This window comes from Kiritimatiella glycovorans, assembly GCF_001017655.1.
Lineage (GTDB): Bacteria > Verrucomicrobiota > Kiritimatiellia > Kiritimatiellales > Kiritimatiellaceae > Kiritimatiella > Kiritimatiella glycovorans.
This window is the reverse complement of the sequence record NZ_CP010904.1, coordinates 2787634-2812188: the sequence shown is the minus strand read 5'-3', so window position 1 is coordinate 2812188 and position 24555 is coordinate 2787634. Positions and strand designations below refer to the sequence as shown.

At 64.2% G+C, this 24555-nt stretch carries 19 protein-coding genes and 1 tRNA gene; 11 read left to right on the top strand and 9 right to left on the bottom strand.

Annotation, left to right across the window (positions count from 1 at the left end; all coding sequences use genetic code 11):
• Positions 1–52: 52 nt before the first annotated feature.
• Positions 53–140: transfer RNA gene (locus L21SP4_RS11650), tRNA-Ser, on the bottom strand.
• 210 nt (positions 141–350) lie between these two features.
• On the opposite strand from L21SP4_RS11650, the gene L21SP4_RS11645 reads away from it, so the two are divergent.
• The 3 genes from L21SP4_RS11645 (at position 351) to L21SP4_RS11635 (ending at position 5257) form a co-directional block, all read left to right on the top strand.
• A complete protein-coding gene (locus L21SP4_RS11645; RefSeq protein ID WP_052882813.1) occupies positions 351–1598 on the top strand; it encodes a hypothetical protein in 1248 nt (415 codons plus the stop codon).
• Between the two features lie 151 nt (positions 1599–1749).
• Entirely contained in the window at positions 1750–3342 is a 1593-nt protein-coding gene (locus tag L21SP4_RS11640) for an arylsulfatase (RefSeq protein ID WP_074041594.1), read from the top strand.
• A gap of 7 nt (positions 3343–3349) precedes the next feature.
• Complete coding sequence (locus L21SP4_RS11635) at positions 3350–5257, top strand: sulfatase family protein (protein ID WP_052882811.1); 1908 nt, start codon at positions 3350–3352, stop codon at positions 5255–5257.
• 356 nt (positions 5258–5613) lie between these two features.
• On the opposite strand, the gene L21SP4_RS12780 is transcribed toward L21SP4_RS11635, so the two are convergent.
• Positions 5614–6465 carry a helix-turn-helix domain-containing protein gene (locus L21SP4_RS12780; protein ID WP_160300825.1) on the bottom strand — a complete coding sequence of 284 codons (852 nt, stop codon included), beginning with the start codon at positions 6463–6465 and terminating at the stop codon, positions 5614–5616.
• A gap of 107 nt (positions 6466–6572) precedes the next feature.
• On the opposite strand from L21SP4_RS12780, the gene L21SP4_RS11625 reads away from it, so the two are divergent.
• The 3 genes from L21SP4_RS11625 (at position 6573) to L21SP4_RS11615 (ending at position 12052) form a co-directional block, all read left to right on the top strand.
• On the top strand, positions 6573–8561 hold the full coding sequence (locus L21SP4_RS11625) for a beta-L-arabinofuranosidase domain-containing protein (protein ID WP_052882810.1): 1989 nt from the start codon (positions 6573–6575) through the stop codon (positions 8559–8561).
• Positions 8562–9110: 549 nt separating this feature from the next.
• The gene (locus L21SP4_RS11620; protein ID WP_160300824.1) at positions 9111–11303 is read left to right on the top strand and encodes a glycosyl hydrolase family 65 domain-containing protein; all 2193 of its coding nucleotides are present in this window, start codon (positions 9111–9113) and stop codon (positions 11301–11303) included.
• Positions 11300–12052 carry a hypothetical protein gene (locus L21SP4_RS11615; protein WP_144413858.1) on the top strand — a complete coding sequence of 251 codons (753 nt, stop codon included), beginning with the start codon at positions 11300–11302 and terminating at the stop codon, positions 12050–12052. Before L21SP4_RS11620 ends, L21SP4_RS11615 begins: the two co-directional genes overlap by 4 nt.
• On the opposite strand, the gene mutY is transcribed toward L21SP4_RS11615, so the two are convergent.
• Positions 12030–13160, bottom strand: a complete 1131-nt coding sequence (mutY, locus tag L21SP4_RS11610; RefSeq protein ID WP_052882807.1) for an A/G-specific adenine glycosylase — start codon at positions 13158–13160, stop codon at positions 12030–12032. The genes L21SP4_RS11615 and mutY overlap by 23 nt on opposite strands.
• Positions 13161–13576: 416 nt before the next feature.
• Between mutY and L21SP4_RS11600 the strand changes: the two genes are divergently transcribed.
• Genes L21SP4_RS11600 through L21SP4_RS11590 form a run of 3 tightly spaced genes read left to right on the top strand, consistent with a single transcriptional unit; the run spans position 13577 to position 15330 of the window.
• The gene (locus tag L21SP4_RS11600; protein ID WP_052882805.1) at positions 13577–14077 is read left to right on the top strand and encodes a ferritin; all 501 of its coding nucleotides are present in this window, start codon (positions 13577–13579) and stop codon (positions 14075–14077) included.
• A 52-nt stretch (positions 14078–14129) separates the two neighbouring features.
• Positions 14130–14936, top strand: a complete 807-nt coding sequence (locus L21SP4_RS11595) for a hypothetical protein (RefSeq protein ID WP_052882804.1) — start codon at positions 14130–14132, stop codon at positions 14934–14936.
• Positions 14923–15330 (top strand): hypothetical protein, encoded by a 408-nt coding sequence (locus tag L21SP4_RS11590; RefSeq protein WP_144413857.1) that lies wholly within the window; start codon positions 14923–14925, stop codon positions 15328–15330. The genes L21SP4_RS11595 and L21SP4_RS11590 overlap by 14 nt, the downstream gene beginning before the upstream one ends.
• An 11-nt stretch (positions 15331–15341) precedes the next feature.
• Here L21SP4_RS11590 and L21SP4_RS11585 read toward each other — a convergent pair whose 3' ends face one another.
• Complete coding sequence (locus L21SP4_RS11585; RefSeq protein ID WP_052882802.1) at positions 15342–16721, bottom strand: tetratricopeptide repeat protein; 1380 nt, start codon at positions 16719–16721, stop codon at positions 15342–15344.
• Positions 16722–16881: 160 nt separating this feature from the next.
• Between L21SP4_RS11585 and L21SP4_RS11580 the strand changes: the two genes are divergently transcribed.
• The gene (locus L21SP4_RS11580) at positions 16882–17865 is read left to right on the top strand and encodes an N-acetylmuramoyl-L-alanine amidase family protein (protein ID WP_052882801.1); all 984 of its coding nucleotides are present in this window, start codon (positions 16882–16884) and stop codon (positions 17863–17865) included.
• 1 nt (position 17866) lies between these two features.
• Positions 17867–19432 (top strand): N-acyl-D-amino-acid deacylase family protein, encoded by a 1566-nt coding sequence (locus L21SP4_RS11575; RefSeq protein WP_074041593.1) that lies wholly within the window; start codon positions 17867–17869, stop codon positions 19430–19432.
• A gap of 147 nt (positions 19433–19579) precedes the next feature.
• Here L21SP4_RS11575 and L21SP4_RS11570 read toward each other — a convergent pair whose 3' ends face one another.
• From L21SP4_RS11570 to L21SP4_RS11550, 5 genes are all read right to left on the bottom strand, one after another.
• Positions 19580–19972 carry a hypothetical protein gene (locus tag L21SP4_RS11570; RefSeq protein ID WP_052882799.1) on the bottom strand — a complete coding sequence of 131 codons (393 nt, stop codon included), beginning with the start codon at positions 19970–19972 and terminating at the stop codon, positions 19580–19582.
• A gap of 67 nt (positions 19973–20039) precedes the next feature.
• The gene (gene rseP / locus L21SP4_RS11565; protein ID WP_052882798.1) at positions 20040–21434 is read right to left on the bottom strand and encodes an RIP metalloprotease RseP; all 1395 of its coding nucleotides are present in this window, start codon (positions 21432–21434) and stop codon (positions 20040–20042) included.
• Positions 21435–21462: 28 nt separating this feature from the next.
• Complete coding sequence (locus L21SP4_RS11560) at positions 21463–22308, bottom strand: phosphatidate cytidylyltransferase (RefSeq protein WP_052882797.1); 846 nt, start codon at positions 22306–22308, stop codon at positions 21463–21465.
• A gap of 13 nt (positions 22309–22321) precedes the next feature.
• Entirely contained in the window at positions 22322–23044 is a 723-nt protein-coding gene (gene uppS, locus L21SP4_RS11555) for a polyprenyl diphosphate synthase (RefSeq protein ID WP_052882796.1), read from the bottom strand.
• A 168-nt stretch (positions 23045–23212) separates the two neighbouring features.
• Entirely contained in the window at positions 23213–24499 is a 1287-nt protein-coding gene (locus L21SP4_RS11550) for an adenylosuccinate synthase (RefSeq protein ID WP_052882795.1), read from the bottom strand.
• Positions 24500–24555: the final 56 nt, after the last annotated feature.

The following is a 24555-nucleotide window of genomic DNA, read 5'->3' as shown; positions in this document are numbered from 1 at the left end:
TTCTTCATCCCTCAAGTGTTGCGCTGGCTACTCGCGCGCGCGTATAAATTGTTGGCGGAGAGGGAGGGATTCGAACCCCCGGGACCTTGCGGCCCGCCGGTTTTCAAGACCGGTGCATTCGACCACTCTGCCACCTCTCCGCAGTGATCACCGGCCGTGAGTGCAATCGCAGCATAACTTCCATACGTTCACGGGCTCAAGCAGATCCGCCCGGGAACCGATCCCCTGTCGGGCATGATTCGAAGATCGGGCGGCTTCCGTCGTTTTTCTCCAGAAGGTTGTCCGAAAACCAGAGGAAAGCGCCCCTGCTGCCCCGTTAGGGTGCGGGCGGAAAACGAGAGGGAGGTCTCATGTCCGACAAGCACGATATTCAGGCGTTGCGCGAGACGGTGAAGCGTTATCTCGAGGTCGCGTACGACCCGATCCAGGAGGAACGCCGCAGGTTGTGGAGCGCGCATCATGCGTTTAAACCGACGCCGCCGCCGATCTTTGTGATGGTCGGTATGTTCAACGCCTTCTGCAAAGAGATGTTCGGCGATGCGCAGATGAAATGCGCAGACCCGCTTTTCCGCGAACATGAGCGCTGGCTTAAGATGCGGCTGTTCGTGTCCGAAATCGGCGATGACCAGATCATCGAGCCGTGGCTCACACAGGGCGCGGCTATCGAGACCTACGGCGGGCGGCCCTGGGGACTGGCGCAGGATTTCGAGCCCAGCGCCATGGAGGGCGGGGCGATGAAGATGCATTCCTCGCTCGACGATTGGTCGCTGATGAATCAGATGCATTTCCCGCATCACTGCGTCGACGAAAATCTCACCCGCGCCGCAGTCGAAAAGATAGGCGACGCGGTGGGCGACCTGATCCCGATCGATGTCAACCGCGGCCCTCTGTGCCAGGGAACCCGGATGGATATCTCCACGGACCTCGCGCAGCTCCGGGGGCTCGAGACGATCATGACGGACATGTACGAGTACCCGGACGAACTGCACAAACTACTGGCCTATATGCGCGACGGCATCCTCGCCAACCACCGCGAGGCCGAGGACGCCGGCCACTGGACGCTCACCTCGCAGATCAATCAGACGGAACTCTACAGCGACGACCTCGAACGGCCGAAGCCCAACTCCGGTCCGCGCCGCCGCAGAGATCTCTGGGCCTGCTGCATGGCGCAGGAACTCACCCTCGTCTCCCCGGAGTTTCACGACATATTCATGCTGCAATACCAGATTCCGATCATGAAGGAGTTCGGTGCGATCTCCTACGGATGCTGCGAGAACCTCACGGAAAAAATCGATATCCTCCGACAAATCCCCAACCTGCGCATTATCGCCGTCACGCCCTCCGCCGACCCGAAACGATGCGCGGAACAGATCGGGTCGGACTACATCATCTCCTATCGCCCCAACCCCACCGACATGATCTGCGGCGAGTTCAACGAGGATCGCATCCGCCGGATTCTGCGCCGCGACCTGGCCGCTATGCGCGGCGGCCACGTCCAGATCAACCTCAAGGATATCGAAACCGTCGAACGCGATCCCGACCGCCTCCGCCGCTGGACCCGGATCGCGCGCGAGGTGATCGACGAGGTGTGGGAGTGAGTGGGAATTCGGAGTCAGGGAGGACAAGGTGGCGGACGTGGAGATATTATTTGAGCTTCAGGATTAACCCGGGATATGCTCTATATCTTATAGGAGCTTTTTTAGCCCCTTGAGTCTTTTTGAAAGCGAACCCGAAGCGATGGAGCACACCATGAAAAGACGAGCCTTCATAGGTGCCGCGAGCGCTTGCAGCCTGGCGACCCTGACCGGTGCGGCGGGACAGAAACGTACGCGCCCCAACATTTTGTTGATCATGGGCGACGACATCGGGTTCTCGGACATCGGCTGCTACGGAAGCGAGATCGATACTCCGAACCTCGATGCGATGGCGCGCAGCGGACTTCGCTTCCGCCAGTTCTACAATATGGCCAAATGCGCCCCGACGCGCTCGGTGCTGCTCACGGGGCTCTACGGCGGCTATAAAAACTGCGCGCCCTTCAGCCGACTGCTGCAGGCGAACGGCTACGCGACCGCCATGTTCGGCAAGAACCACCTCGTGCCCACCATCCCGGATTACAGGGAGTTCGGCGCCAGGAATTTCGAACGCTCGCTTACGTTCTGGGGGTGCACGGACTTCTTTTTCCGCGACGACGAGGGCAGTCCGTTCGAACTCGACGGCCAGAAGGTCCCGATCGCCGACCTCAAGCGGAGCCGCGATCCGTTCTTCAAGACCGACGTGATGACCGATTACGCGCTCGAGTTCCTCGACAGGACCGCGGAAGAGAACAAGCCGTTCTTCCTCTACATGCCTTACCACACGGCCCATTTCCCGCTCCAGGCGCGGCCGGAGGATATCGCGAAGTACCGCGACGTCTATCGGGAGGGCTGGGACAAGCTGCGCGAAAAGAGGTTTGCGAAGATGAAGCGCGAGGGCGTCGTCCCCGAAGACTGCCGGCTGAGTCCGCCCGAGGACCTCCTCCACCGCGGCAAGGGCCAATTCAACTCGAAAGACGACTGGCCGGAGCGGCGCAAAAACGTGTGGCGCTACCGTGAATGGGACTCCCTCTCCGCCTCCGAGCAGGAGCGGATGTCGCTCGAGATGGCCGTTTACGCGGGGATGATCGACCGGATGGACCAAGACATCGGCCGGCTCCTGAAGAAGCTCCGGGAGCAGGGCCGCCTGGAAAACACGCTGGTGCTCTACCTGTCCGATAACGGGGCCTGCGCGCAGGACTACAACATCCATTATACCAAGCCGCCGGGGCATCCCGAATCCTACCGCAGTCCCTCCGTGCCCTGGTCGAACCTCTCGAACACGCCGTTCCGCCAGTACAAGTGGTTCGGCCTGGGCGGGGGCTGCAACACGCAGTTCATTGTCATGGGCCCCGGCGTCGAGGGCCGCAACCGCATCACTGATCAGATCGGCCACGTGGTGGATCTCGCGCCGACCTTTCTCGAGCTTACCGGCACAAACTATCCGGAGACCTTTCAAGGCCGCCCCGCCGAACCGCTGCACGGGCGCTCGCTCCTGCCGGCTTTTCAGGGCGGCCGCCGCCCGGACGACGACGCCTTTATTTCCGGGATGCCCAGTTTCCGCATGATGCGCCGGGGCGAATGGAAGATCACCAAAATCAACAACAGCGAATGGCAGCTCTACAATCTCGAGAAGGACTACATCGAGATGGAGGATGTCGCCGCCGAACACCCCGAGGTGCGCCGGCGGATGGCGCAGCAGTTCGAGGCGCTGGAGGAAGAGTACGACCTGTTCCACATCTGGCGGTGGCGGAACGAGCAGAACAAGTAGCCGCTTCATGAAACGAAGAACCTTTCTCGGCGCGGCGGGGGCCGCCTGTGTCGCGCCCCGGGCACAAGCCGCGGATCGGCACCCGAATATCCTCTTCCTGCTGACCGATGATCAGCGCGCCGATGCCGTCGGCTACGCGGGTAACCGGACCGTCCGCACGCCGGCGCTCGATACCCTCGCGGAGACGGGCACGGTCTTCGAAAATGCCTTCGTCACCACCTCGATCTGTGTCAGCAGCCGAGCCTCGATCCTCACCGGCCGGTACATGCGCACCCACGGCATCCGCGATTTCGTGACGCCGGTCGATGCGGAATGGATGCGCGATACCTATCCTCAGCGGATGCGCGAGGCGGGCTATTACACGGGGATGATCGGAAAGTTCGGAATCGGCGCCATCCATCAGGCGCAGATGGAAGAGGCGGGGCGGTCCTTCGACTATTTCAAGCCGTTCCTCGAGCAGGGCGAATACTTCCCCGAAGGACCCGGCGGGCCGCACGTCACGGACCTCCTCACCGGCCAGGCGCTCGAGTGTATCCGCCTCAGCCGCGCCGCGGGCCGCCCGTTCTGCCTCTCGATCAGCTACAAGGCCCCGCACGGACCCTGGCATGAATTCGATCCGGAGTACGCCATGCTCTACCGCGGCGAGCGCATGCCGGTCCCGCCCACCTTCACCCAGGAGGCCTTCGACGGGCTCCCCGTAAGCGTGCGCCGCTCCCGCGCCGCGAAAGACAGCGCCATGACCGCGCGCGAATTCCGCTGGGGCGCGAGGATGGACCGGGAACACCACCACCGCATCGTCCGTCAGTACTACCGGCTGATCACGGGCGTGGACGAGTCACTCGCACGCCTGCGCCGCGAGCTCGAACGCCTCGGCATCGCCGACAATACGATCATCGTCTTCACCAGCGACAACGGTCACTTCATCCACGACTACGGACTCTACGGCAAGTGGTTCATCTACGAGCCCTCCATTCGCGTACCGCTCGTCGTCTACGATCCGCGTACGCCGGTCGATTTACGCGGCCGCCGCCGCGGGGAGATCGCCCTCAATATCGATCTCGCGCCGACCCTGCTGGCCCTGGCGGGAATCGAGGTTCCGGATACGATGCAGGGTCGCAGCCTGACCCCGCTGCTGCGCGGTGCGGACTGCGGCTGGCGCAAGGACTTCTTCTACGAGGCCACCTACGGCCAGTACGCGGGCGACATCCCGAAGACGATCGGGGTGCGCGACCTGCGCTGGACCTACGGGCGGCTGATCAGCGAGCCGGCTAAGCCCGAACTGCTCTTCGACCGCCGCCGCGACCCTCATCAGCTTCATAATCTCGCCGGAGACCCCGCGCACCACGAAACGCTCGAGCGGCTGAGGGCGCGCTGCGAGGAGTACCGTCATGCGCTTCCGGACGTGAACCCGGACTATGACGAGTACCCGGAGCTGGAGGTGGTCGATCTACACCGCGGCGAACAGCACCACAAACCCGTCGATTTCCACGGGGTTCGTTCACTGGGCCAGACCTTCCGCGCCGAGACGGGGCGGATGCACGCGGCGGAGTTCCGTGTGCCGACCTGGGGCAGGCTCGGCGCCCCGTGCGACCTGATCGTTGAGCTTCATCAGCACGGGAGGCGTCTCGCCTCGCAGCGGTTTTCCGGGGCGGAGATGTACAACCAGTACAGAGTGCGCGCCGTTTTCGACACACCCGTCGCCGCGGGAGAGACCCTGTACCTCCGGGTCCGCGCCGAACCCGGGCCGCCGTCGGCGCACCTCGCGTGGTGGGCCTACAACCGCGACACCTTTCCCGGCGGCGCGGCCTATGTGGACGATCGGCCGCAGACCTATGACATGGAATTACGCGTGGTCTTCCGCCGCCTGAGTTCCACATGGGGACACCCGCGGGAATATCGTACTCGAATTCCTTGAATCGGGGGATGGAGTCGCGCCCTACCCAAGAGGCGCTAGCCGAACCCGTGCGTGAGGGTGGGGACGGACCTCCGGGCCGTCCGCAAGAGCGGCGCGCTTAGCCTGTCCGCCGAAGGCATAAAGGGCCGAAGGCGGAGAGATCGCGCCCTACCCGGGAGATGCAGGCCGAACCCATGCGTGAAGGTAGGGACGGGCCTCCGGGCCGTCCGCAAGACCGGTGCGCTCGAAGAGCACGCCCTGCCCGGGAGACGCAGGTCGAACCCATGCGTGAAGGTAGGGATTCTGTTTTACAGCAGAAGGCCGTGAATTACGCGTGGTCTTCCGCCGCTGATCCGGCCGGCCCAGCGCCGCGGGATTCAAACGGCCCCGTGGTTCGCGCGATACCCGGAGGGTGACGCCCCCCGCCAGGTTTTGAATTGTTCGCTGAATTTAAACGGATTGGCATAACCGATTTCCCCGGCAATGCGTGCAACCGTCCAGTTCGTTTCACGGAGCAGCATCTCCGCCTTCTCCATACGCGCACGCAGCAGATAGCGGCGCGGGGTTTCGCCGGCGTACGCCCTGAAACATTCGATGAAATGGCGGTGCGAAGAATGAAACCCGCGAACCATCGCGGCCACCGTCGGCGCGTTCGCCGGATCTCGCCGAATCCGCTCGCACAATCCGGAAAGCCTGTCCAGACGGTCATTGCGCCCGCCCGCCTCGTGCCGTTCGAGATCGAGCCCGTATAGCGTGAGCAGGGCCTTCATCCAGTGCGCGCTCTCCCGCGAATACCCGGCGTAGAAGAGGTTCCGCACCGTGCGGATCGCCCCGTGCCAGAAAGGCGGATCGTCGGTTCTGCGATAAACCGGAAAGCGGGTTTCAGGCAAACGGACATAACGCCCCCGCTCATCGCAAACCTCGAACTGCAGCGCATGACGCTCCAGTGACTCACCCTCATCCACCTCAAATCGCAGGAAATCTTCCGCTCGAATCAACACCATCTCTCCGCCAGCGACCGGATAGGTGCGCCCGCCCGTCCACACCCGTCCTTGCCCCCGGTGAAAATATGTCAATTCATGGTGTTGTCTTCGGCCGGTCAGAGGAATCCCGGTGTAGTCCCGGGTACACACGAGATCATCGCGAAAAGACTTGGTGACAAGCGCATCCCAGCGCAACGCCTCGCACGCTTTCTCTTCGAGCACCGGAAGGCTTTGAACTCTTTTCATGCGCACAGGGTAAAATAAGGATAGCCATAGGTCAACTCGCGCGATGGACGCTGCCGGGAGATGAAGCCCATGATGCCACCGCATAAACACAACAGGGAGACGATCCGATGAATACGAGACGATGGGTGGCGGCGGGCCTGCTGGCGGTGCTGTGGAGCGGGCCGGTTACGGCGTTCGAAGGGGAGCTTCATCCGCTGCCGTACGGCGATATCGAGCCGGCGGGGTGGGTCGCGGCGCAGCTCGAGCGCGATGTGAAGGAGGGGTTGTTCGCGCGCTTTCACAATTCGTGGATGGTGAAAAACGAAGCCTTCACGCTGCGCGGCGACAATCCGGACAAGAAGGACGACTATCCGCACATCTGGGATGGTGCGGCGGAGGGCTACTGGGGATACGCGCTGCTGATCAACGCCGCCATGGTGGATGACCCGGCTGCGCGCCAGCGGGCGGAGGCCTTCATCGATAAGATCCTGGCGTCGCAGGACGAGGACGGCTACATCGGGATCTGGCCGCCCGAGACACGATACACGCCGAGAACGATCGACCGCGATGTACACCGCGGATTTCTGTTCCTGGGCATGCTCGCCTGGGCCCAGACGTTCGACCGGCCGGACATTCTGGAGGCCGTCGAACGCGCGGTTCAGTGTGACATGAAACACTTCAACCGCGAGACGCCCAATCTGTGGATGAAGCACTTCCAGGTGATGAGTTATCCGCAGTTTCTCGATCGTCTGGCCGGGCTGACCGGGAAGCGCGAATACGCCGACTACGCGGCGTTCGTGATCGAAAACTTCAACCGGTCCCCCGGCGGCGCGGCGATCTTTCGAGACTGCGTTCCGGACAATCTGCTCGATCCGGACCGGAGGTTCGTCGGACACGCCTGCAACACCACGGGCACCCTGTGCCTGCCCTATTTGTTGTGGTCGGTCACCGGCGAGTCGCGCATTCGCGAGGCCGGGGAGGTAGCCTTCCGCAAACTGGAGCGCCAGCTCAGCCCGAGCGGATCGCTGATCGGTGACGAAGATGCGGGAGGGCGGCTCCCGTTCCCGGACATTGCCATCGAGTACTGCACGACCACCTACCTGGCGGAGAACGCGCTCTGGGCGGCGGAGAAGAGCGGAGATCTCCAGCTCGCGGACTTGGCGGAGCGCGCCGCCTTCAACGCCGGCATGGGCGCGCGCCTGCCCGACGGGGCGGCCCACGCCTACCTCAAGCGCGACAACCAGTACCGCCTTCCAGGCAGTGAGTTTCATCGTTTCCTGTACAGCCCGGCACATGAGCCGTTCTGCTGTACCACGCGCATGTTACACCTGTTCCCGATGTACGTGAGTGAACAGTTCAAGCGCCTTGGAGACGAACGCGGGCTCGCGGCCCTCGCCTACGGACCCTGTCGCGTCGATACGCAGCTCGGCGGGGTGCGAGTGCGCATCGAAGAGCGCACGAACTACCCGTTCGAGGACCGGATCGAATTTGTGATCACTCCCGAAAAAGCCACGGCTTTCGATCTCGTCCTCCGCCGTCCGCGCTGGTCGGAGCACGCCACCGTAGAGGCCTCGGGGGCAGAGCTTGAGAAGGCGCAGGACGCCTTTATCCTGCGCAAGACCTGGCGGCCCGGCGACCGCGTCGTGCTGACGTTTGATCCTGATATCGAGGCGCGCCGCGCGGCGAACCGCGAGTTCTACTTAAAGCGCGGACCGCTGGTGTTCGCCGCGGAGATCGATGCGGAGCGGCACGAACACTACGGCGAGTTCCCAAGCGGGCAGCAGACCGTGGAGGAACTTAACGGCGGGACGCAGCCAATCCTTTCATTCACGCCGGGCCGTAACAAGAACCTGTGGCGGTGCGCGCTGGATGCCCAGGCGGGACCGGGATTCGGATTCACCGCGGAGCGTGACAAAGGGGCCGATCCGCTCGATCCCTGGACCCGTTCGCCGCTGGTGCTCAAGGGCGAACTGCACCGCGGGCGCGGGTTGATGGACGTGCGCCTGACGCCGATGGGCTGCACCATCCTGCGCCGCGTCACCTTTCCCGCGAGCCGGATGTATGAAGACGAAGGACGCTCGCAGGAGCTGAAGTTCGACGACGATACTTCGCTTTAGCCTGATCTGTGCATGACGGTTGGGCGCGAGGGTTGTCGGAGCCTCGAAGCACAGGAGATTCAACCGACCCCGAATATCCGTGCGGGGAAACCCTTTATTGGGACACTCAGGGATATATCGTACTCGTGCCCGAGTTCTTAAACCGGGAATAAGATCGCGCCTGCGGCGCTCCGAGTACGAGTACGAATTATGATCTCTGTGAATCCCGATTTCGACTTCGATTCGGCTTTCGAGACCCCATCCGTGCCATCGGTATAATCCGTGGTCGCCTCCCGTCCCGAACCCGGTATCCTCTGTGGTCTGCGGTCTGTGGTGAATCCCGATCCCGATTTTGCCCCCCCTCTCAACCCACCTTCATGTGTCCATGGTCTATCCCTATACTCCTCTCCCCCTGATCTCCCGCGCCCCACCTTTTTCCCGGGCGACTTTCCACAAAAAATCCACGAAGAACCCGCTTGCACCGATTTCAGCATACTTTCGCATTGACAAACATAAGGATAACTATAAGGAATGCCCCTTATCATAATATACGCTTTTCGGAGGATGCGGATGGCCTGTTCGGGGTTTATGAAAACGGGCGTGTGGGGAGCGGTGGCTCTGCTGCTGGTGGCGGCCGGCGGCACGTGCGGCGCCGAGTTCGCCGTGCGGCACGATCATGGCGGCGAGTACCACTATTATATTTTTGATTTCGGCGACGGGACCGAGACGCCCACGACCCTGGTCGAGGAGAGCTACACCGGCTACGCGGCGCATGAGTTCGCCGCGCCGGGGTCCTACGCCGTCCGCGCCCGATCGATCAGCATGAGCGGTTCGCGGAGCGGATGGAAGACGGTCTCCAATCACACGGCCAGGAGCGTCTCCGCGCCTCCGCCGGTGCTTCATCCGGCCTCGTCCGTATCGGGAAACGGCGGACGTATCGAAACCCTGCGCACGCTCCGATTCCGTTCCGGGGAAGCGTATCCCTTCGCTCACGCGGGCGTTCTTTTCCCGGGAACGCGGCGGATCGATGAACTTCGTCTCCTGCCCGTGGAGGGTGCGTCTTTCCCGTCCGAATTGCGCGTCCAGTACTGCATGGATCGCGGGCGCACGTGGCACACCGTGCCCCGCTACGACCTCGGTCCTTATCCCGACCCGGAGGGTCGCACGGTGATCCTGCCGATGCACGGCCTCGCTGCGCAGGGTGTGCGCATCCTCTGTCCGCGCCTGCCCGGTGGACGGGCCGCGCTGGAGCTGGAAGTCCGCGGAGGGTCCCGACTGCCGTTCGAGTGCGACGGGGGCGAGGCGTTTAACGCCGCGCTGAACAATCTCTGGCTCGTGTACGGATCGTCCGCAAACGAGATCCATCTCAAGGGGGATCCCTGGTGGGAGAGCCGACGACCGCTCGCCGGCGGCGTGCTCGCCTTTCCCGTCGCCGAATGGAGCGAATGGGCCGCGCTGCAGGTCAGCTGGACCGGTCTGCATAAAGAGCGCGAACGCCTGGGGCGCGTGCTGCGCGATACGAAGATGGACCCCGACGGATTTGTCTGGGCCTCCGAAGCCGACCCCCGCCACCTGTTTCACACGCGCCATGCGGTGAACAACCCCACGTACATCCTGGCCCTCCACCGGTATCATTCGTGGACCGCGGAGCCGGATTTCTGGGGGCGGGAGGACGCGAATACCGGCGAGACCATCCTGCACAAGGCGCGGCGTGCGATGCGCCACTGTCTCGAAGACCTGCGCGGGGAGGAGGGCCTGCTGGTCATCACCTATCCCGGGAACGACGGCACGGCCGAAGGACACGCGAGCAACTACTGGGACGGGTGGCGGTTCGGATGGAAATCGGCCTACGCCAATATCTTTTTTCATGCCTCCCTGCGCGCGATGGCCGACATCGAGCGCTGGAACGGAAATGACGAGGCGGCAGCACGCTGCGAGGCCCTGGCCGCCACGGTCCGGAAGCGCGCAGGCGAGTTGTTCTGGGATGATGAAAAGGGGCGTTTTATCGGCTGGATCGACAAGGACGGACGGCGACATGACTACGGTTTCACGTTCGTCAACATCCCCGCCATCGCCTACGGACTGGCGACCCCGGAGCAGTCCAAGCGCATCATGAGCTGGCTGACCGGCGAACGCATCATCGAAGGCGATACGGCGAAGGGCGCAGACCTCTATCACTGGCGTTTTGCGGCCGTGCCGAACACGGTCGATGCAGGCGCGGGAGATCCGCCTTATTACTGGGAGGACTGGGGGGGACAGCTCACCGTCGGACCGGGCGGGTCCGTTCCCTACGGCGGCAACGTCCAGAACGGCGGCGCCATCTTTTATCTCAGTTATTACGATCTGATGGCCCGGCTGCACCAGCGCGGGCCCGACGCGGCCCTGCGCTTTTTCAAGCAGATCCTCGCCGAATTCGAGAAGGATGAGCTGCGCCGCGACCCCGCGAGTCTGAAGAACGGCATGGCCGGTATTCTCGGGGTCATCGGCCCCTTTCCCGAGTCGGGCAACGTCCCCATGTTCTACCTGTACGGGCTGATGGGCCTCGATCCCTCGCCCGAAGCGCTGCGGGTAAGGCCCCGGCTTCCGTCCGGATGGGACCGGGCCGCGGCGGGCGGCATTCATTATGCGGGACGCCGCTGTCGCATCATATGCGATCGCGGGGCGGAGGAGGTTGAAATCCTCAGGCGGGATGACGGAAGCCTGCGGATCACCGTGCCCGCGGACCGCGTCACGAATATTCGCAGGGAGAAGATGCTGCCATGACAGACCGGACTCACCGCGTATCCACGCTTATGCTCCTGGCGGTTTGCCTGGCCCTCGCCGGCTGCGCGCCGGAATCCGGGGCCTCCTACGGGTCGGGGCCGGTGATCTACTTCGATCTCTTCCCCGAGCTCGGATTCTGGCAGCCCTCCGGTGCCGTGCACGACATGAAGATCCGGGACGCGTCCGGGGCGGCGGGCGGCACGGCGCTGGAGATCGAGCCGTATTTCGTCGAAGATTACCGGCGTTGTCTTCTTCTCCGCTACATCCCCTTCATACGCGCCCACCGGGTCCGGTTCCGTATCTGGAACAGTGTACCGCAGGACGAGGGCGAGGTTTTTGTCCGCGGCGAGATCACTGACGCCAACAACAAGGTCCACCTGCTCAAGATGTACGGCAACACCGCCGCCTTCAGGCCGGACTCGCGCAGAAGTATGCTCCCGGTGATCGGAGAAGAGGTGGCGGGAGCACCAGTGCCGTTCAGCGGAAACCGGGGACGCGAAGGGGCGGGCTGGGTCACCTATGAGGCGACACTGCCGCAGGATATTGAGACGACCCTGGGCGAGGGGATGGTCGATGTGGGGTATTTCTCGCCGGGGGACCGGTACAAGATCACGCCGGAGCGCATGATTCCGATCAAGCAGTTCAACATCAGCATCGACCTTCCCCCCGGCTCAACCAACCTGTACCACCGCGAAGATCTGCGCTTCTATATCGACAGGCTGGAGTTCATCGGCTACCCGCAGCCGTAGTTCCCTCCCCGGACACCGGCGCCTGCCGGCATTCCAGCGCCTCGATCACCTGCAGATCGGCGCGGGAGAAGGCGTACCCGCGCAGGCGATCCACCGGAACCCAGCGTGCGGCGGCGCACTGCAGCGGACGCGGCGGAGCGCGGTTCACCCGGGAGGCGAGGTGTACCTCCATTTCGATCGAGAAGTGCGAATACGCGTGGCGGACCGTGATGAGCAATCCTTCGGAGCATACTTCCATGCCCAGTTCCTCGCGCAGCTCCCGGGTCAGCGCCTCGGCCGCAGTCTCCCCGGATTCGATGCATCCGCCGGGGAATTCCCACAGTCCGCCGAGCATATCGTCGGGATTCCGCTGTGCGATCAGCACCTCGCCGCGCCCGTTAAACACCACGCCCGCCGCGACCTTGCGATGCGGCTTTTTACCCCGCCTCGCTTTTTCCGGAAGCGTATGCGGATCGCCCGACCGGTACGCGGCACATGCGGAACGCATCGGGCATGCGTCACATGCGGGTGCCGCAGGGGTGCAGACCAGTGCGCCGAGTTCCATCACGGCCTCATTGTATTCACCCGCCCGGCCCCGGACCAGCAGCCGCTCGCTGGCGGCCTCCAGCTCGCGCGCCGTCAGCGTACGCCCCAGCAGGCGACAGACCACGCGGCGGACATTCCCGTCGACCACCGCGGCGTCGAGGTTGAACGCCAGGCTCGCTACCGCGGCCGCGGTATACGCTCCCACACCGGGCAGCGCGCGAATGCCCTCAAGCGTATCCGGAAAACGACCGCCCGGCCGTTCCCGCACCATCCGGGCGGCCCTGTGCAGGTTCCGGGCGCGGCGGTAGTATCCGAGACCCTCCCACATCTTGAGCACGTCATCGAGCGGAGCCACGGCGAGCGATTTCATGGACGGAAAGCGGCGCAGGAAGCGGCGGTAGTAGGGAAGCGCCTGGTCGGCGCGGGTCTGCTGGAGCATGATCTCGGCGACCCAGACGCGGTAGGGCGTGCGCCGGCGCCGCCAGGGCAGGTCCCGGGCGTTTTCCGCGAACCACGGGAGCAGCCTCCGCCGCACCGCGCGACGGACGGGGTCGGGGACTTTTACTGCGGGGGCTCGATCCATGACGGCCCAGCATAACGGCCGCCGTCCCGGATCGCAATCACGCCGCATGCAGGTCCCGCACGGAGTGTTGAGGACACGAAGAGGCGCGGCGGGAGAGCATGGGATTCACCATGAAGGCCATGAAGAGCATGAAGGTTGACTCGGGGGCAAGGGTGAACATGATTCGTACTCGTACTCGTACTCGTAATCGTACGCGTACTCGGAGCGCCGAAGGCGCGATCCCGCAAAAGAGCGTCGCGCCCGGAGAGCACGCCCTGCCCGGGAGACGCAAGCTGCCGGGGGTGAGGGCAGGACTTCTGCTTTGCAACAGAAGTCCGTACGCCGTTTTCCCGTCGCTCACTCCCCGTCCCTTCGCATTCTACATTGACTCGATTCAGTTCCTTTACATAGACTGACGCGGAACAGGAGGGACCGTAATGATTTCAGACAGACTGCAGGAAGCGATCAACGAACAGGTAAAGCGCGAGCTCTACTCCGCTTACCTCTACCTCGCCATGTCCGGGTACAGTGCCGGGCAGGGATGGAACGGCACGGCGGGCTGGTTCCGCGCCCAGTACAACGAGGAAGTCGAGCACGCCATGAAAATGTTCGACTACATCCTTCAGCAGGGAGGCGAGGTTCACCTTCGCCAGCTCGATGAACCGCCGAAGGAATTCGGCCAGCCGCGCGATCTCTTCAAAAAGGCCTTGGAACACGAGCAGTTCGTGACCTCCTGCATCGACGAGCTGATGAACCTGGCGGTGGAGGAGAAATCGCACGCCACGCAGGTATTTCTCCAGTGGTACGTCACGGAACAGGTGGAGGAAGAGGCCAGCGTTCAGGAAGTACTCGACTATCTCGATATGGCGGGCGACCACCGCGGGGCCTTCCTGATGCTCGACAATAAGCTCGGTCAGCGGCTCGCCGCCCGGTCTTAACCGGTCCGCCGCGGATTCTTGTTGGATCGCCTACATGCGAAAAGGGGGAGTTATGGCTCGTTGGACAAAGACACTGTCGTTCGCGCTGCTGGTGCTGGGCATGCTCATGCCCCGCGGCAGTGAAGCGGCCGAAAAGAACCGGATCACGATGATGGTGCTCCCGCGTCGGGAGACCGCGGTTCAGATCGGCTTCGATCTCGCGCGCAAGTATCCCGTAATGCTCCTCACCTACCAGAGCGAAGAAGCGCCGGACGGACCGGTGTTTCACGCATGGGACGGATCGACGTGGGTCTTCGTCTCGGGCGAGGATTACCGCTCCGGATCGTTCGTCTCCCACGCACCGGATCGCGCGATCGTGGTCGGGCAGAACGGAGAGAAGCCCGCTTCGGACCTGATCCCGCAGCCCGGTTTCTGCGCGCACGTGCTTCTCACGGACAGCGCCGAACCGCGCAAACTGCTCAACTTCACCGGACGGGCCTTCAACTTTTCGTATCCGCGGTGGGAATGGTTCGCGCGGCGATACGGATTCACGATTGAGGACATTAACCCCAAGCGGCTCCGCGACCGCTGGTACTACCATCCGCTGGAAGAAAATCTGAAGCGACGCCGCGCGGCCAGGCCCGCTGCACCGAAAGACAAAAAGGGCAGCGCGCGGGAAGAATCCGGCGAGCTGGAGCCCGTCGCCCCCGTGGCCCCCGTCGAACCGGTTGAGCCGCTGGAACCGATCGAACCCGAATCCGACGGCGGTTCCGACGAGGAGTTCGAGGAATGGATTATCGAGTCGCCGGTGAACGATCCCGACAACCCGATTCAGTCCGACCCCGTCGCGCCCGCGGAAGTCATCCGTGATGCCGAGTGAAAAAGCGGGTCACCCGTCGCTCCTGCGCCATCGGCCCGTCCGCATACTCCTGGGCGGGCTGCTCGCACTGAGCACCGTGTCCTGCACCACGACCGGCCCGTCTTCAGGCCGGGGCAGGGGGCCCGGCGAAGAACCCGATCTGTCCGAGATGCTGATTCCGACGCGCCAGGTGACCCGCTACGTGGTCACCCGTTCGGGCGACCGCACCATCATCAACTGGGACACCCAACAGGGACTGGTTTACTCCGTGTACTACAGCACCGGGGGCAAACGCTGGTCGGCGCTTCCCGGAGCGCAGCGGATACGGGGTACGGGCGGTCAAGTCCGCGTGCACGACACGGCCGACGAGGGGTCACGGCAGTACCGGATTATGCGGGCCCGCGAAGATCGGTAAACGACCGCGGCTCAGGCGTTCTTGTAGGTGTTCTCGATCTTCTCGGCCACATCGCGGTATCCGATGTCGACCGAATAGATCGCCTTGAAGTTTTCCGCCGCCTTGTCCTTGTCCCCCATGAGTTCGCAGACGTTCCCGAGTTCGTAGAGGATGTCCTTTTTGGTCTCGTCCATCGTCGGCGTCTCTGATGCGGCTTTCTCGAACTGCTGGCGGGCGATGTCGTACTGCTCCTTGGCCCTGAAGCACATGCCCATGTAGTAGAGGGCGCGAAGACGGCGCTGGGGATTGCGCTGCGCCTGCTGGAACTGCTGGATCGCGTCGTTGAACTCGCCGCGCTCGAAGAGCAGTGTGCCGAGTTCGTACTTGAACTGGAGATCGTTCGGATAACGTCGAACCCGTTCCCGCGCATTGGTGATCCGGAATTCGGCCTTCTCCTGCTTCTTCTGCTCGACGCCCTCGCGGTCGCCGTTCGCCTCGCGCTGCTCGATCTCGCTGTCGAACTTCTTCAGCATCGTGTCGGCGTAGATCCGGTCGAGCTGCGGATCGGCGCCGCCTGACAGACGCTGGGCCTCCTTGATGGTGTCGAGCGCCTCGTCGAAACGCTGGGCACGGACGAGCAGGTCGGCCAGACCGCGCCGGTAGTTGATGTTTTCGGGCTCTTTGCGGATCTTCTCCTGGTTCGACTGGATCAGCGCATCGAGGCTCTTCTCCGATTTTACGGCGGCGCCTTCCTGCTCCAGCTCCTTGGCCTCGTCCTGATCCTTCATCACGTCGCGATACGATCCGGCGCCCTCCCATCCGCCGCGACTCATCGTTTCGAGCGCGGAGACGTCCTTGAGCATCTTGATCGCCTTCCCGTCGTTCGGCTTCAGCTGCACCAGCTTCTGCGCGTACTCGCGGGCCTTCTCCGTGTTGTTCACGTCCCGGTAAAGCTCGGTCAGCTGTTCGACGACGGCGGGCTGGTCGGCGCGGTGTTCCTGGATCACTTCCAGGAGCTGAATGGCCGCTTCAGGCAGGTCGGCCGCCCTCGAGGCGCGAATCGTAAGGTTCACGAACATCATGTTGAAAGGCGCCCTCGCCAGCAGCTTTTCCGAGCGCTTCAGGGATTCCTGCGGATCCTTTTTCATCTTGAGCAGGGCGACCGCAATATCCGGAAGACCCTTGATCACCTCCACCGCCTGAAGGATGGGGCTTTCGGATGCGTCTTCGTTTTTGCGGATTACGGCCGCCCTGAGATAGCGGCGCGCCGTGAGCAGCCGGGGCTCCATGTCGAGTGCCATCATGAACATGTCGATGGCGTAGTCGTAGTTGCCGCGCTCGGCGGCGACCATCCCCTTGTCCACCATATCCCGCACCCGTTTCGGCGCGTCTTCCATCTTAACTTCCGCCATGATGCTCTCCTTTAGATAGCGCGCGGGTAAAGCCCTCGATCCTATCGTGAACCCCGCTGTCTAAACCATTAACACTACATTCCCGCAGCGGCAGAAAGCAAGAACGAGAATTCTTGACTCCTGACTTCATCGCGCCCGCGAATCCGATATATTGGCGTCCATGCGCAGCTACGCACTCAACATCGCATTCGGCCTGCTGGCCATGCTGGCGGGCGGCGCGGACGCATCCGCCGGTTCCAGCCTTCATACCGTGAACAGGGGCGGGGTAGACTATGTGCCGCTGCCGGGGATCGGCTCGCTCTACACCATGCAGCAGGGGGCCAGGGGCGAGGAGATCATCCTGCGCAACCAGTGGAGACGGATCGCCGTGGAAACGGACAGCCGCCGGGCCCGGCTCGACGGCCTGTCGGTCTGGCTGCACCGGCCGGTCCGTTCGGTTCGGGGATCCTGGGCGGTGAGCCGTGAAGACTTTCAGACGATCATCGATCCCGTCATGCGCCCGGACCGTCACCTGCAGGGCCGCCGGTGCCGCACCGTGGTCCTCGACCCGGGACACGGCGGGAAGGACAAGGGCGCCGTAGGCCGCCGCAACGTATGGGAAAAACTGGTGGTTATGGACGTAGCCAGGCGTGCGGAGCGCCACCTCCGGCGCGAGGGGCTCCGGGTAGTGAAAACCCGGAACGACGATACCTACGTCTCGCTCTCCGACCGCGTGGAAACGGCAAGGCAGTGCGACGCCGACCTCTTCGTGAGTATTCACATGAACGCGGCCCACGATAAAAGCGTGACCGGCACCGAGACCTATGTGCTCACCGCGGGCGGCGAAAGCTCCACGGGAAGCTACGGCCATTTCGGGGGCACCCACGGCGGCAATCGCTACGATGCCCCCAGCGCGATTCTCGGATTCCAGCTCCACCGCAGCTTGGTCGAACGCATCCGGCGGCCCGATCGCGGCCTGAAACGGGCGCGCTTCGCCATCCTGCGGGATGCCCCCTGTCCCGCCGCCCTGGTCGAAGGCGCCTTCGTCAGCAACGCCACGGAGGAAGACCTGATGATCGACGCCTCGTTCCGCGAAGCCATGGCGCGCGGCATCGCGGACGGCATTCTCCGGTATGCGGGCCTGGTACGCCGGGCAGGGAAGTGAGATGGACTTCGACCTGCTGATCGCGGGAGGACGCGTGATCGACGGTACCGGCGGCGCGTCTTTCAGAGGGGATGTCGGGATTCGCGGCGACCGCATCACGTCCATCGCTCCCGACCTGTCCGCGGCGAACGCCGCGCAGAAAATCGATGCCTCCGGACGGCAGATCTGCCCCGGACTGATCGACGCCCATTCCCACTCCGACACCTACCTGCTTCTGGATCCGCGTGCGGCCAGCAAGGTGTTCCAGGGCGTCACCACAGAGGTCACCGGCAACTGCGGCGCCTCCGCCGCCCCGCTCGGTCCGCGCGCGGAACTCCCCTCCGACTGGGCTTCGCACGAGTACCCCGGCCGCTGGTCGACCGTCGCGGAGTACCGCACGCTGCTGGAGTCGGTCCGACCGGCCGTCAACGCGGTGCTCCTGGTCGGCCACAATACGCTGCGCAAGGGCATCTGCGGCCCCGAGCCTGCGGAGGCGTCACCGGAACAGCTCGCCGCGCTGCGCGACGCGCTGGTTCAGGCTATGGACGAGGGTGCACACGGGATGAGCACCGGGCTGATCTACCCGCCCGGATCAGGCGTCCCGGCGGAGGAAATCGTCGAACTGGCCCGCGAGGCGGGAAAGCACGGCGGCGTGTATGCCTCGCACATGCGCAACGAGGGCGCCGGGGTGGCGGAATCAGTGGCCGAGACGATTGCGGTGGGGCGCGAAAGCGGCGCCCGCATCCAGATCTCGCACCTGAAAGCCTCCGGTCGCGCAAACTGGGACCGGCTTGAACCCGTGATTGAAGCGGTGCGCGCCGCCCGCGAAGAAGGACTGGTGGTCTGCGCCGACCGCTACCCCTACCTCGCGGGACAGACCGACCTCGATGTCGTCCTGCCCGCCTGGGCCGGCTATGGTGGCCGTGAAGCCGTGCTGGCGCGGATTCGTGATGCGGCGACCCGGAACAGAATCCTCGAGGAACTCGAGTCATCGCGTGCGCCGGAGGACTGGGCGTGCGTGGCGGTGGGCAGTACGGTCGTCCCGGAATTCGAGTCCTTCCGCGGCCGGCCGCTGCCCGAGGTCGCGGAGCAGTTGAACATGACGCCGGCCGGGGCCGCGCTGCACCTGATCGACCGCGAGGAGCTGCGCACCGGGGCCCTCTTTTTCGGGCTCTCTGCGGAGAATCTCACCCGGGTCTACCGGGAGCCGTGGGTGATGATCGGCAGCGACGCCTCCATCCGCGCACCGGACGGGCCGCTCAGCGGAGACCACCCGCATCCGCGCGCCTACGGGTCGTTCACCCGGGTGCTGAAAAACGCCCGCGACGGCACGTGGTTCACGCCGGAGGAGGCGGTGCGGCGGATGACGTCGCTGCCCGCGGAACAGTTCGGGCTCCGGGGCCGCGGCGTGCTGCGCGAGGGGGCCTTCGCCGATATCGCCGTGTTCAGTCCCGCGGAACTGGACGATCCGGCCGACTACGCCCGCCCGCACCGGCTCGCCCGCGGCACCGCCGCGGTCGTCGTCAATGGCGTCCTCACGCTCATTGACGGACAGTGGACCGGGAATCGCGCGGGCCGGGTCCTCTGATCCGCAGCTTTATCCACTACCTGATCAATCCGGCCCATCCGGATTTCGGAAACCTGGACATCGGGGCCCCGGAACCCTTCGATTTCGATCCGCGCATTTCAGCTCTTTATTGACCCGCACCCCGGTCCGCGGCAGGCGGCGCGTCGGCTATGGCCGGGAAGGAGAGAGGATCCGCGCACCGGTCGCGGCGTCATACCCCCAGATCCGCGCACCGCCCGCTCTGAGGTACAGACGCCGCGAATCATCGGACCACTCCAGTTCGGGTTCCGGTGGAAGTGCATTGGTTCCCGTGTCCAGGTAGTAGACGGTGCGCCACGGACCCCGCCCGCGGAGTTCGACCTTCAGGGCCGGCTGCGCGTCGTAGAACACCTCCCGCAGGCGGGCGCGCCGTCCCCCGTCCGGCGACGCGGCGGCGTCCAGGGTCTTCTCCGGCGGGGTCATGATCCTGAGCCCGATAAAGATGACGAACGCCGCGGCCGCGGCGACCGCGGCGGTGCGCAGAAACGGGATCAGCCTGAACGTTTTGCGATAACGTCTCATCAAACCCGTGTCTCCCGTGTGCGGAGCACATTCCCGCTATAAAAAAGCCGTACTCCGCAAACGGACGCTATTCGCCCGCCGGGGCGGATGGCGGATCGGCCGGCGCTTCGACCTGCGGCTGTTCCTTTTCGGGGGAGGATTTTCCCCAGCCGATCAGCCGCTGAATATCGCGCATCGAAATCAGGATCATCGCCCCGATCAGGAGGACGGCGAAGAGGTTGACGAGGAAGTTGATCACGCGCGCGGGAACCGGGCGCCGGGTGAGGCCTTCCCACAGCGAAAAGATAATGTGCCCCCCGTCGAGCACCGGCAATGGAAGCAGGTTGAGGACCGCCAGGTTGATATTGAGAAAGCGGATCAGGCCCAGCGTGTTCAGCAGTCCCGTTTTCAGAGAGGTGAAGATCATGGCGAAGATCATGACGGGGCCACCGAGGCTTTTCGCCGCCTGTTTCGATTCCGAGGGTGTGACCAGGGCTTTGAGCACCCGGAAGATCGCCGTGGCGTCGTAGCGGAGCTGCGCCCCCGGACGTCGGTGACGCATCCACGGCACAGCAGAGCCGCCCAGCTTGATCCCGACCACGGCGCGTTCCAGTTCCGGGTCGTAAGCAGGTTTCACAGCCGTGGTCACCGTATCTCCGTCACGCTCCAGCGTGACGGGAACCTCCTCATCCGCGTGTTGCCTGACCCTCTCCGTGAACTGGATCCAGTCGACCACTTTTTCGCCGGCGAAGCGTCGGATGACATCGCCCCGCTGCAGTCCCGCCGCCTCCGCCGGGCTGTTCGGGCTGACGGCCCCCACCACGCAGGGCACCGCCTGGCGTACGCCGGGGATTACCGCTTCGCCGCCCGTGGGGTCGCGCACGGGCAGCGTCAGCGCCTCCTCTTCCCGCGCTCCTCCGGCAACCGTGAACGTGGCCTCGTTCCGTGTGTCCTCGAGCAGGACTTCCACACTGATGTCGTACCAGCTCCCCACTTCGGTTCCGTCGACGGCGACGATCCGGTCGCCGCGGCGCAGACCTTTTTCATAGGCGGCGCTGTCTTCCTCGACTGCGCCGACCACGGCGCCCTCGCCGCCCTGTCCGAGCGTATCGGCGCCGAAGAAGATCACCCAGGCGAGGAGCAGCGCGAAGACGACATTGCCCAGCGGGCCGCAGACGGAGACCAGAATTTTCTTCCAGGGGGAGACCGGGGGGAGGTTTTTTTCGCCGGGTTCGCCGCCCTGCACTTTTTCCATGCCGGAGGGGTCGAGCTGCGGAAGCGCCACGTATCCTCCGAACGGGAACGCGCCGATCTTGTAGACGATTCCCTTGCGCGTCGTTTTGAAGATGGCGGGGCCGAAGCCGATCGAAAAGGTCTCCACCACCAGTCCGCACCAGCGGGCCATCAGGAAGTGGCCCAGTTCGTGGACGAAGACGGTGAGGCCGAACAGGATCAGGATCGCGAGAATGGTCAGCATCCACATGAGGGTGTTCTCCGGAGGTCAGTTCTGTTCACGGGGTGAGGAACCAGTGAATGTACACGTAGAAGACGGGCGCCGCAAACAACAGGCTGTCGACCATATCGAGCACCCCGCCCATGCCGTAAATCGCATCGGCCGAATCCTTGGCGCTGACTTCGCGCTTGAAGCGCGACTCGACGAGATCTCCCGCCACACCGGCGGAGGGGAGGATCAGACCGAGGATCAGCGCGTGGTGGAGCGGGAGCGGGATCGATCCGATCCACCCCCCGGTCACGACGCTCCAGGCCAGGGCGGCGATGCAGGCCACCAGGACCGCACCGCCGACCCCTTCCCAGCTTTTGCGCGGCGAAACCAGCGGGAAGAGTTTGTGGCGTCCGATTCTCGACCCCACCAAGTAGGCGCCGGCATCGGCCCCCTTGACCATCATCAACAGGAACAGTCCCGGCCAGAGCGCCTGTCCGGGGTCGCCGGAGACGAACACGCGCAGTACGAAACTCCAGAGCACGATCACGTAGATCTGCCCCGTCAAGCGGTGACCGATCGTCCGGCTCCACGAGGCGCGATCGGTGCGGAGCAGCGCCTCGATAAGCACCGTGGCGCACACGAAGAACAGGGCGCCCCACGTGGTCGCCTCCGTCCACCCGTAGCGCTCCACGCCCCAGGCGGCGAGCAGAAATACCATGCCGCGGCCGAGGTCCCAGCGGTCGGATCCCCGCTCGGACCGCGGTGCGAGCAGGGCGTTGAACTCGAAGAGCGCCCGCGCCCCGACGGGGATGAGCACGACGGCGACGAGCGGATGGCCGGCGGGGACGAGGCTGCAGGCCAGCACGAGCAGTGCAGCGATTCCGATCCCGATCATGATGCGCTTGTGATCCATGGAAGACCCGGTCTTAAGCTGTTTTCTCTCGACGCCCGTACCTGCGTTCGCGACGGCCGTAGGCCTCCAGGGCATCGCTGAACTCTTTTTCCCTGAAGTCCGGCCACAGCGTATCCGTAACATAGATCTCGGCATACGAAAGCTGCCAGAGCATAAAATTACTGAGGCGCAGCTCGCCGCTTGTGCGTATGAGCAGGTCGGGGTCCGGCACGTCGGGGAGGTCGAGATGCCGCGCGAATTCCGTTTCATCAATCTGCGAAGTATTGAGCTTCGCGGCCGCCACTTCCTCAGCGATCCGGAGCGAGGCCCGGGCGATCTCCGCCCGACCGCCGTAATTGAGGGCCAGGATGAGGTGGCCGCGTCCGTACCCGGAGGTGGCCTCCATGACGCGCTCCAGCTCGCTCCGCGCCGGCTCCAGCAGTCCCCCCGTATCGCCCATCGCCCTCAACCGGATCTCCTGCTTGTGCAGCTCCTCTTTGCGCTCGCGCAGAAAACGCGCCAGCAGCTGCATCAACCCCTCCACCTCATCCCGCGGCCGATTCCAGTTCTCGGTGCTGAACGCGAAGAGCGTGAGGTAGTCGACCCCCCGCTGCTCGCACACCCGCAGCACGGCGGGGATCGACTGCGCGCCCTCTTCGTGTCCTTTAAGACGCGACAGGTTGCGCTCCGCCGCCCAGCGGCCGTTGCCGTCCATGATGATGGCGACATGCCGGGGTGTTTTCTGCTCGGTATTCATGGGTTCCGCAGGCCGGGTGCCGGGGAGTGCGGACGCTCTGAGCGCTGACCCGCCTCCCTCCAACTCTAACTCTAAATCTGGCTCTGACTCTGACTCTGACTCTGATTCTGACTCTGATTCTGATTCTAACTCTGACTCTGATTCCGACTCAGGTCTCAGGTTTCTCACTCAATCAAAATCCCCGTCTTCGACGCTCAGCGTCTGGTCCCGTCTCGGACCGAGCGAGAGCAGTCCGGCTTTCACGCCGGTGAAGTCTTCAAGATAGTGCACAAAGGCGCGCGCCTTTTCCGGGAGTTCCTCCACCGAACGGCATCCCGCGGTCGAGCATTGCCACCCCTCGAGGTCCTCGTATACGGGACGACAGCGGCTGAACGTCTCCAGGTCGGCGGGTACGGTCTCAAGGCGTTTGCCGTCGCATTCGTAGGCGGTGCAGACACGGATGGTCTCCACGTCGTCGAGCACATCCATTTTCGTGATCGCCCAGTCGCTGACCCCGCAGACCGTGGCCGCATAGCGGGCGATCACGCCATCGAACCACCCGCAGCGGCGCGGCCGGCCGGTCGTGGCGCCGTATTCGCCGCCGCGTTCCCGGAGCCGCTCGCCGGTCGCGTCGCTCAGTTCCGTGGGGAACGGCCCTTCCCCGACGCGCGTGGTATAGGCCTTGATCACGCCGACCACGCGTTGAATCGACTGCGGGGGCAGTCCCGTGCCGGAGGCGACGCCGCTGGCGCCGGTGTTGGAGGACGTGACGTAGGGATAGGTTCCGAAGTCGATGTCCAGCATGATCCCCTGCGCGCCTTCGCAGAGAATCGAATCGCCTTTCGAGCGCGCCCCGTTCAGGAGCGGGATCGTATCGCAGATGTATGGGCGGAGGTATTGCGCCGCCTCGACGGCGCGACCGACCGTCTCGTTTACGCGCAGGGTTTCCGCGCCCAGGGCCGCGAGCCGGGTATTGGCCCGCCGCACCGCGTCCGCCACCCGGTCGGGGAGTTCCGGCGAGAGCAGGTCGACCATCCGCAGCCCCGTCCGCGACGACTTTTCGGCGTAGGCGGGTCCGATGCCCCGGCGGGTGGTGCCGATCGTACGCCCCGTCTTTTCCGCCTCCAGGGCGCCGTCCAGGGCCTTGTGATAATCCAGCACCACGTGGGCGCGGTCGCTGACGAACAGCCGGCCGCGGGTCTCGTGCCCGCGTGCATGAAGGTCCTCCAGTTCCTGGCGCAACCCGGCCGGATCCACGACCAGGCCGTTGCCGATCACGCAGCGGGTCCCGGGGCGGAGGATGCCGGAGGGGATGAGATGGAGCACGTATTTCTCGTCGCCGATCTCCACCGTATGCCCGGCGTTGTTGCCGCCCTGGTAACGCACCACCCAGTCGACGCGCTCGGTGAGCACGTCGATAACCTTGCCTTTCCCTTCATCGCCCCACTGGGCGCCGATCAGTACTGTAACAGCCATGTCTCTTCCCGGGTAATATTCCTCGTTTCACACGGGAGACAGGGTCTCCCGCAGCG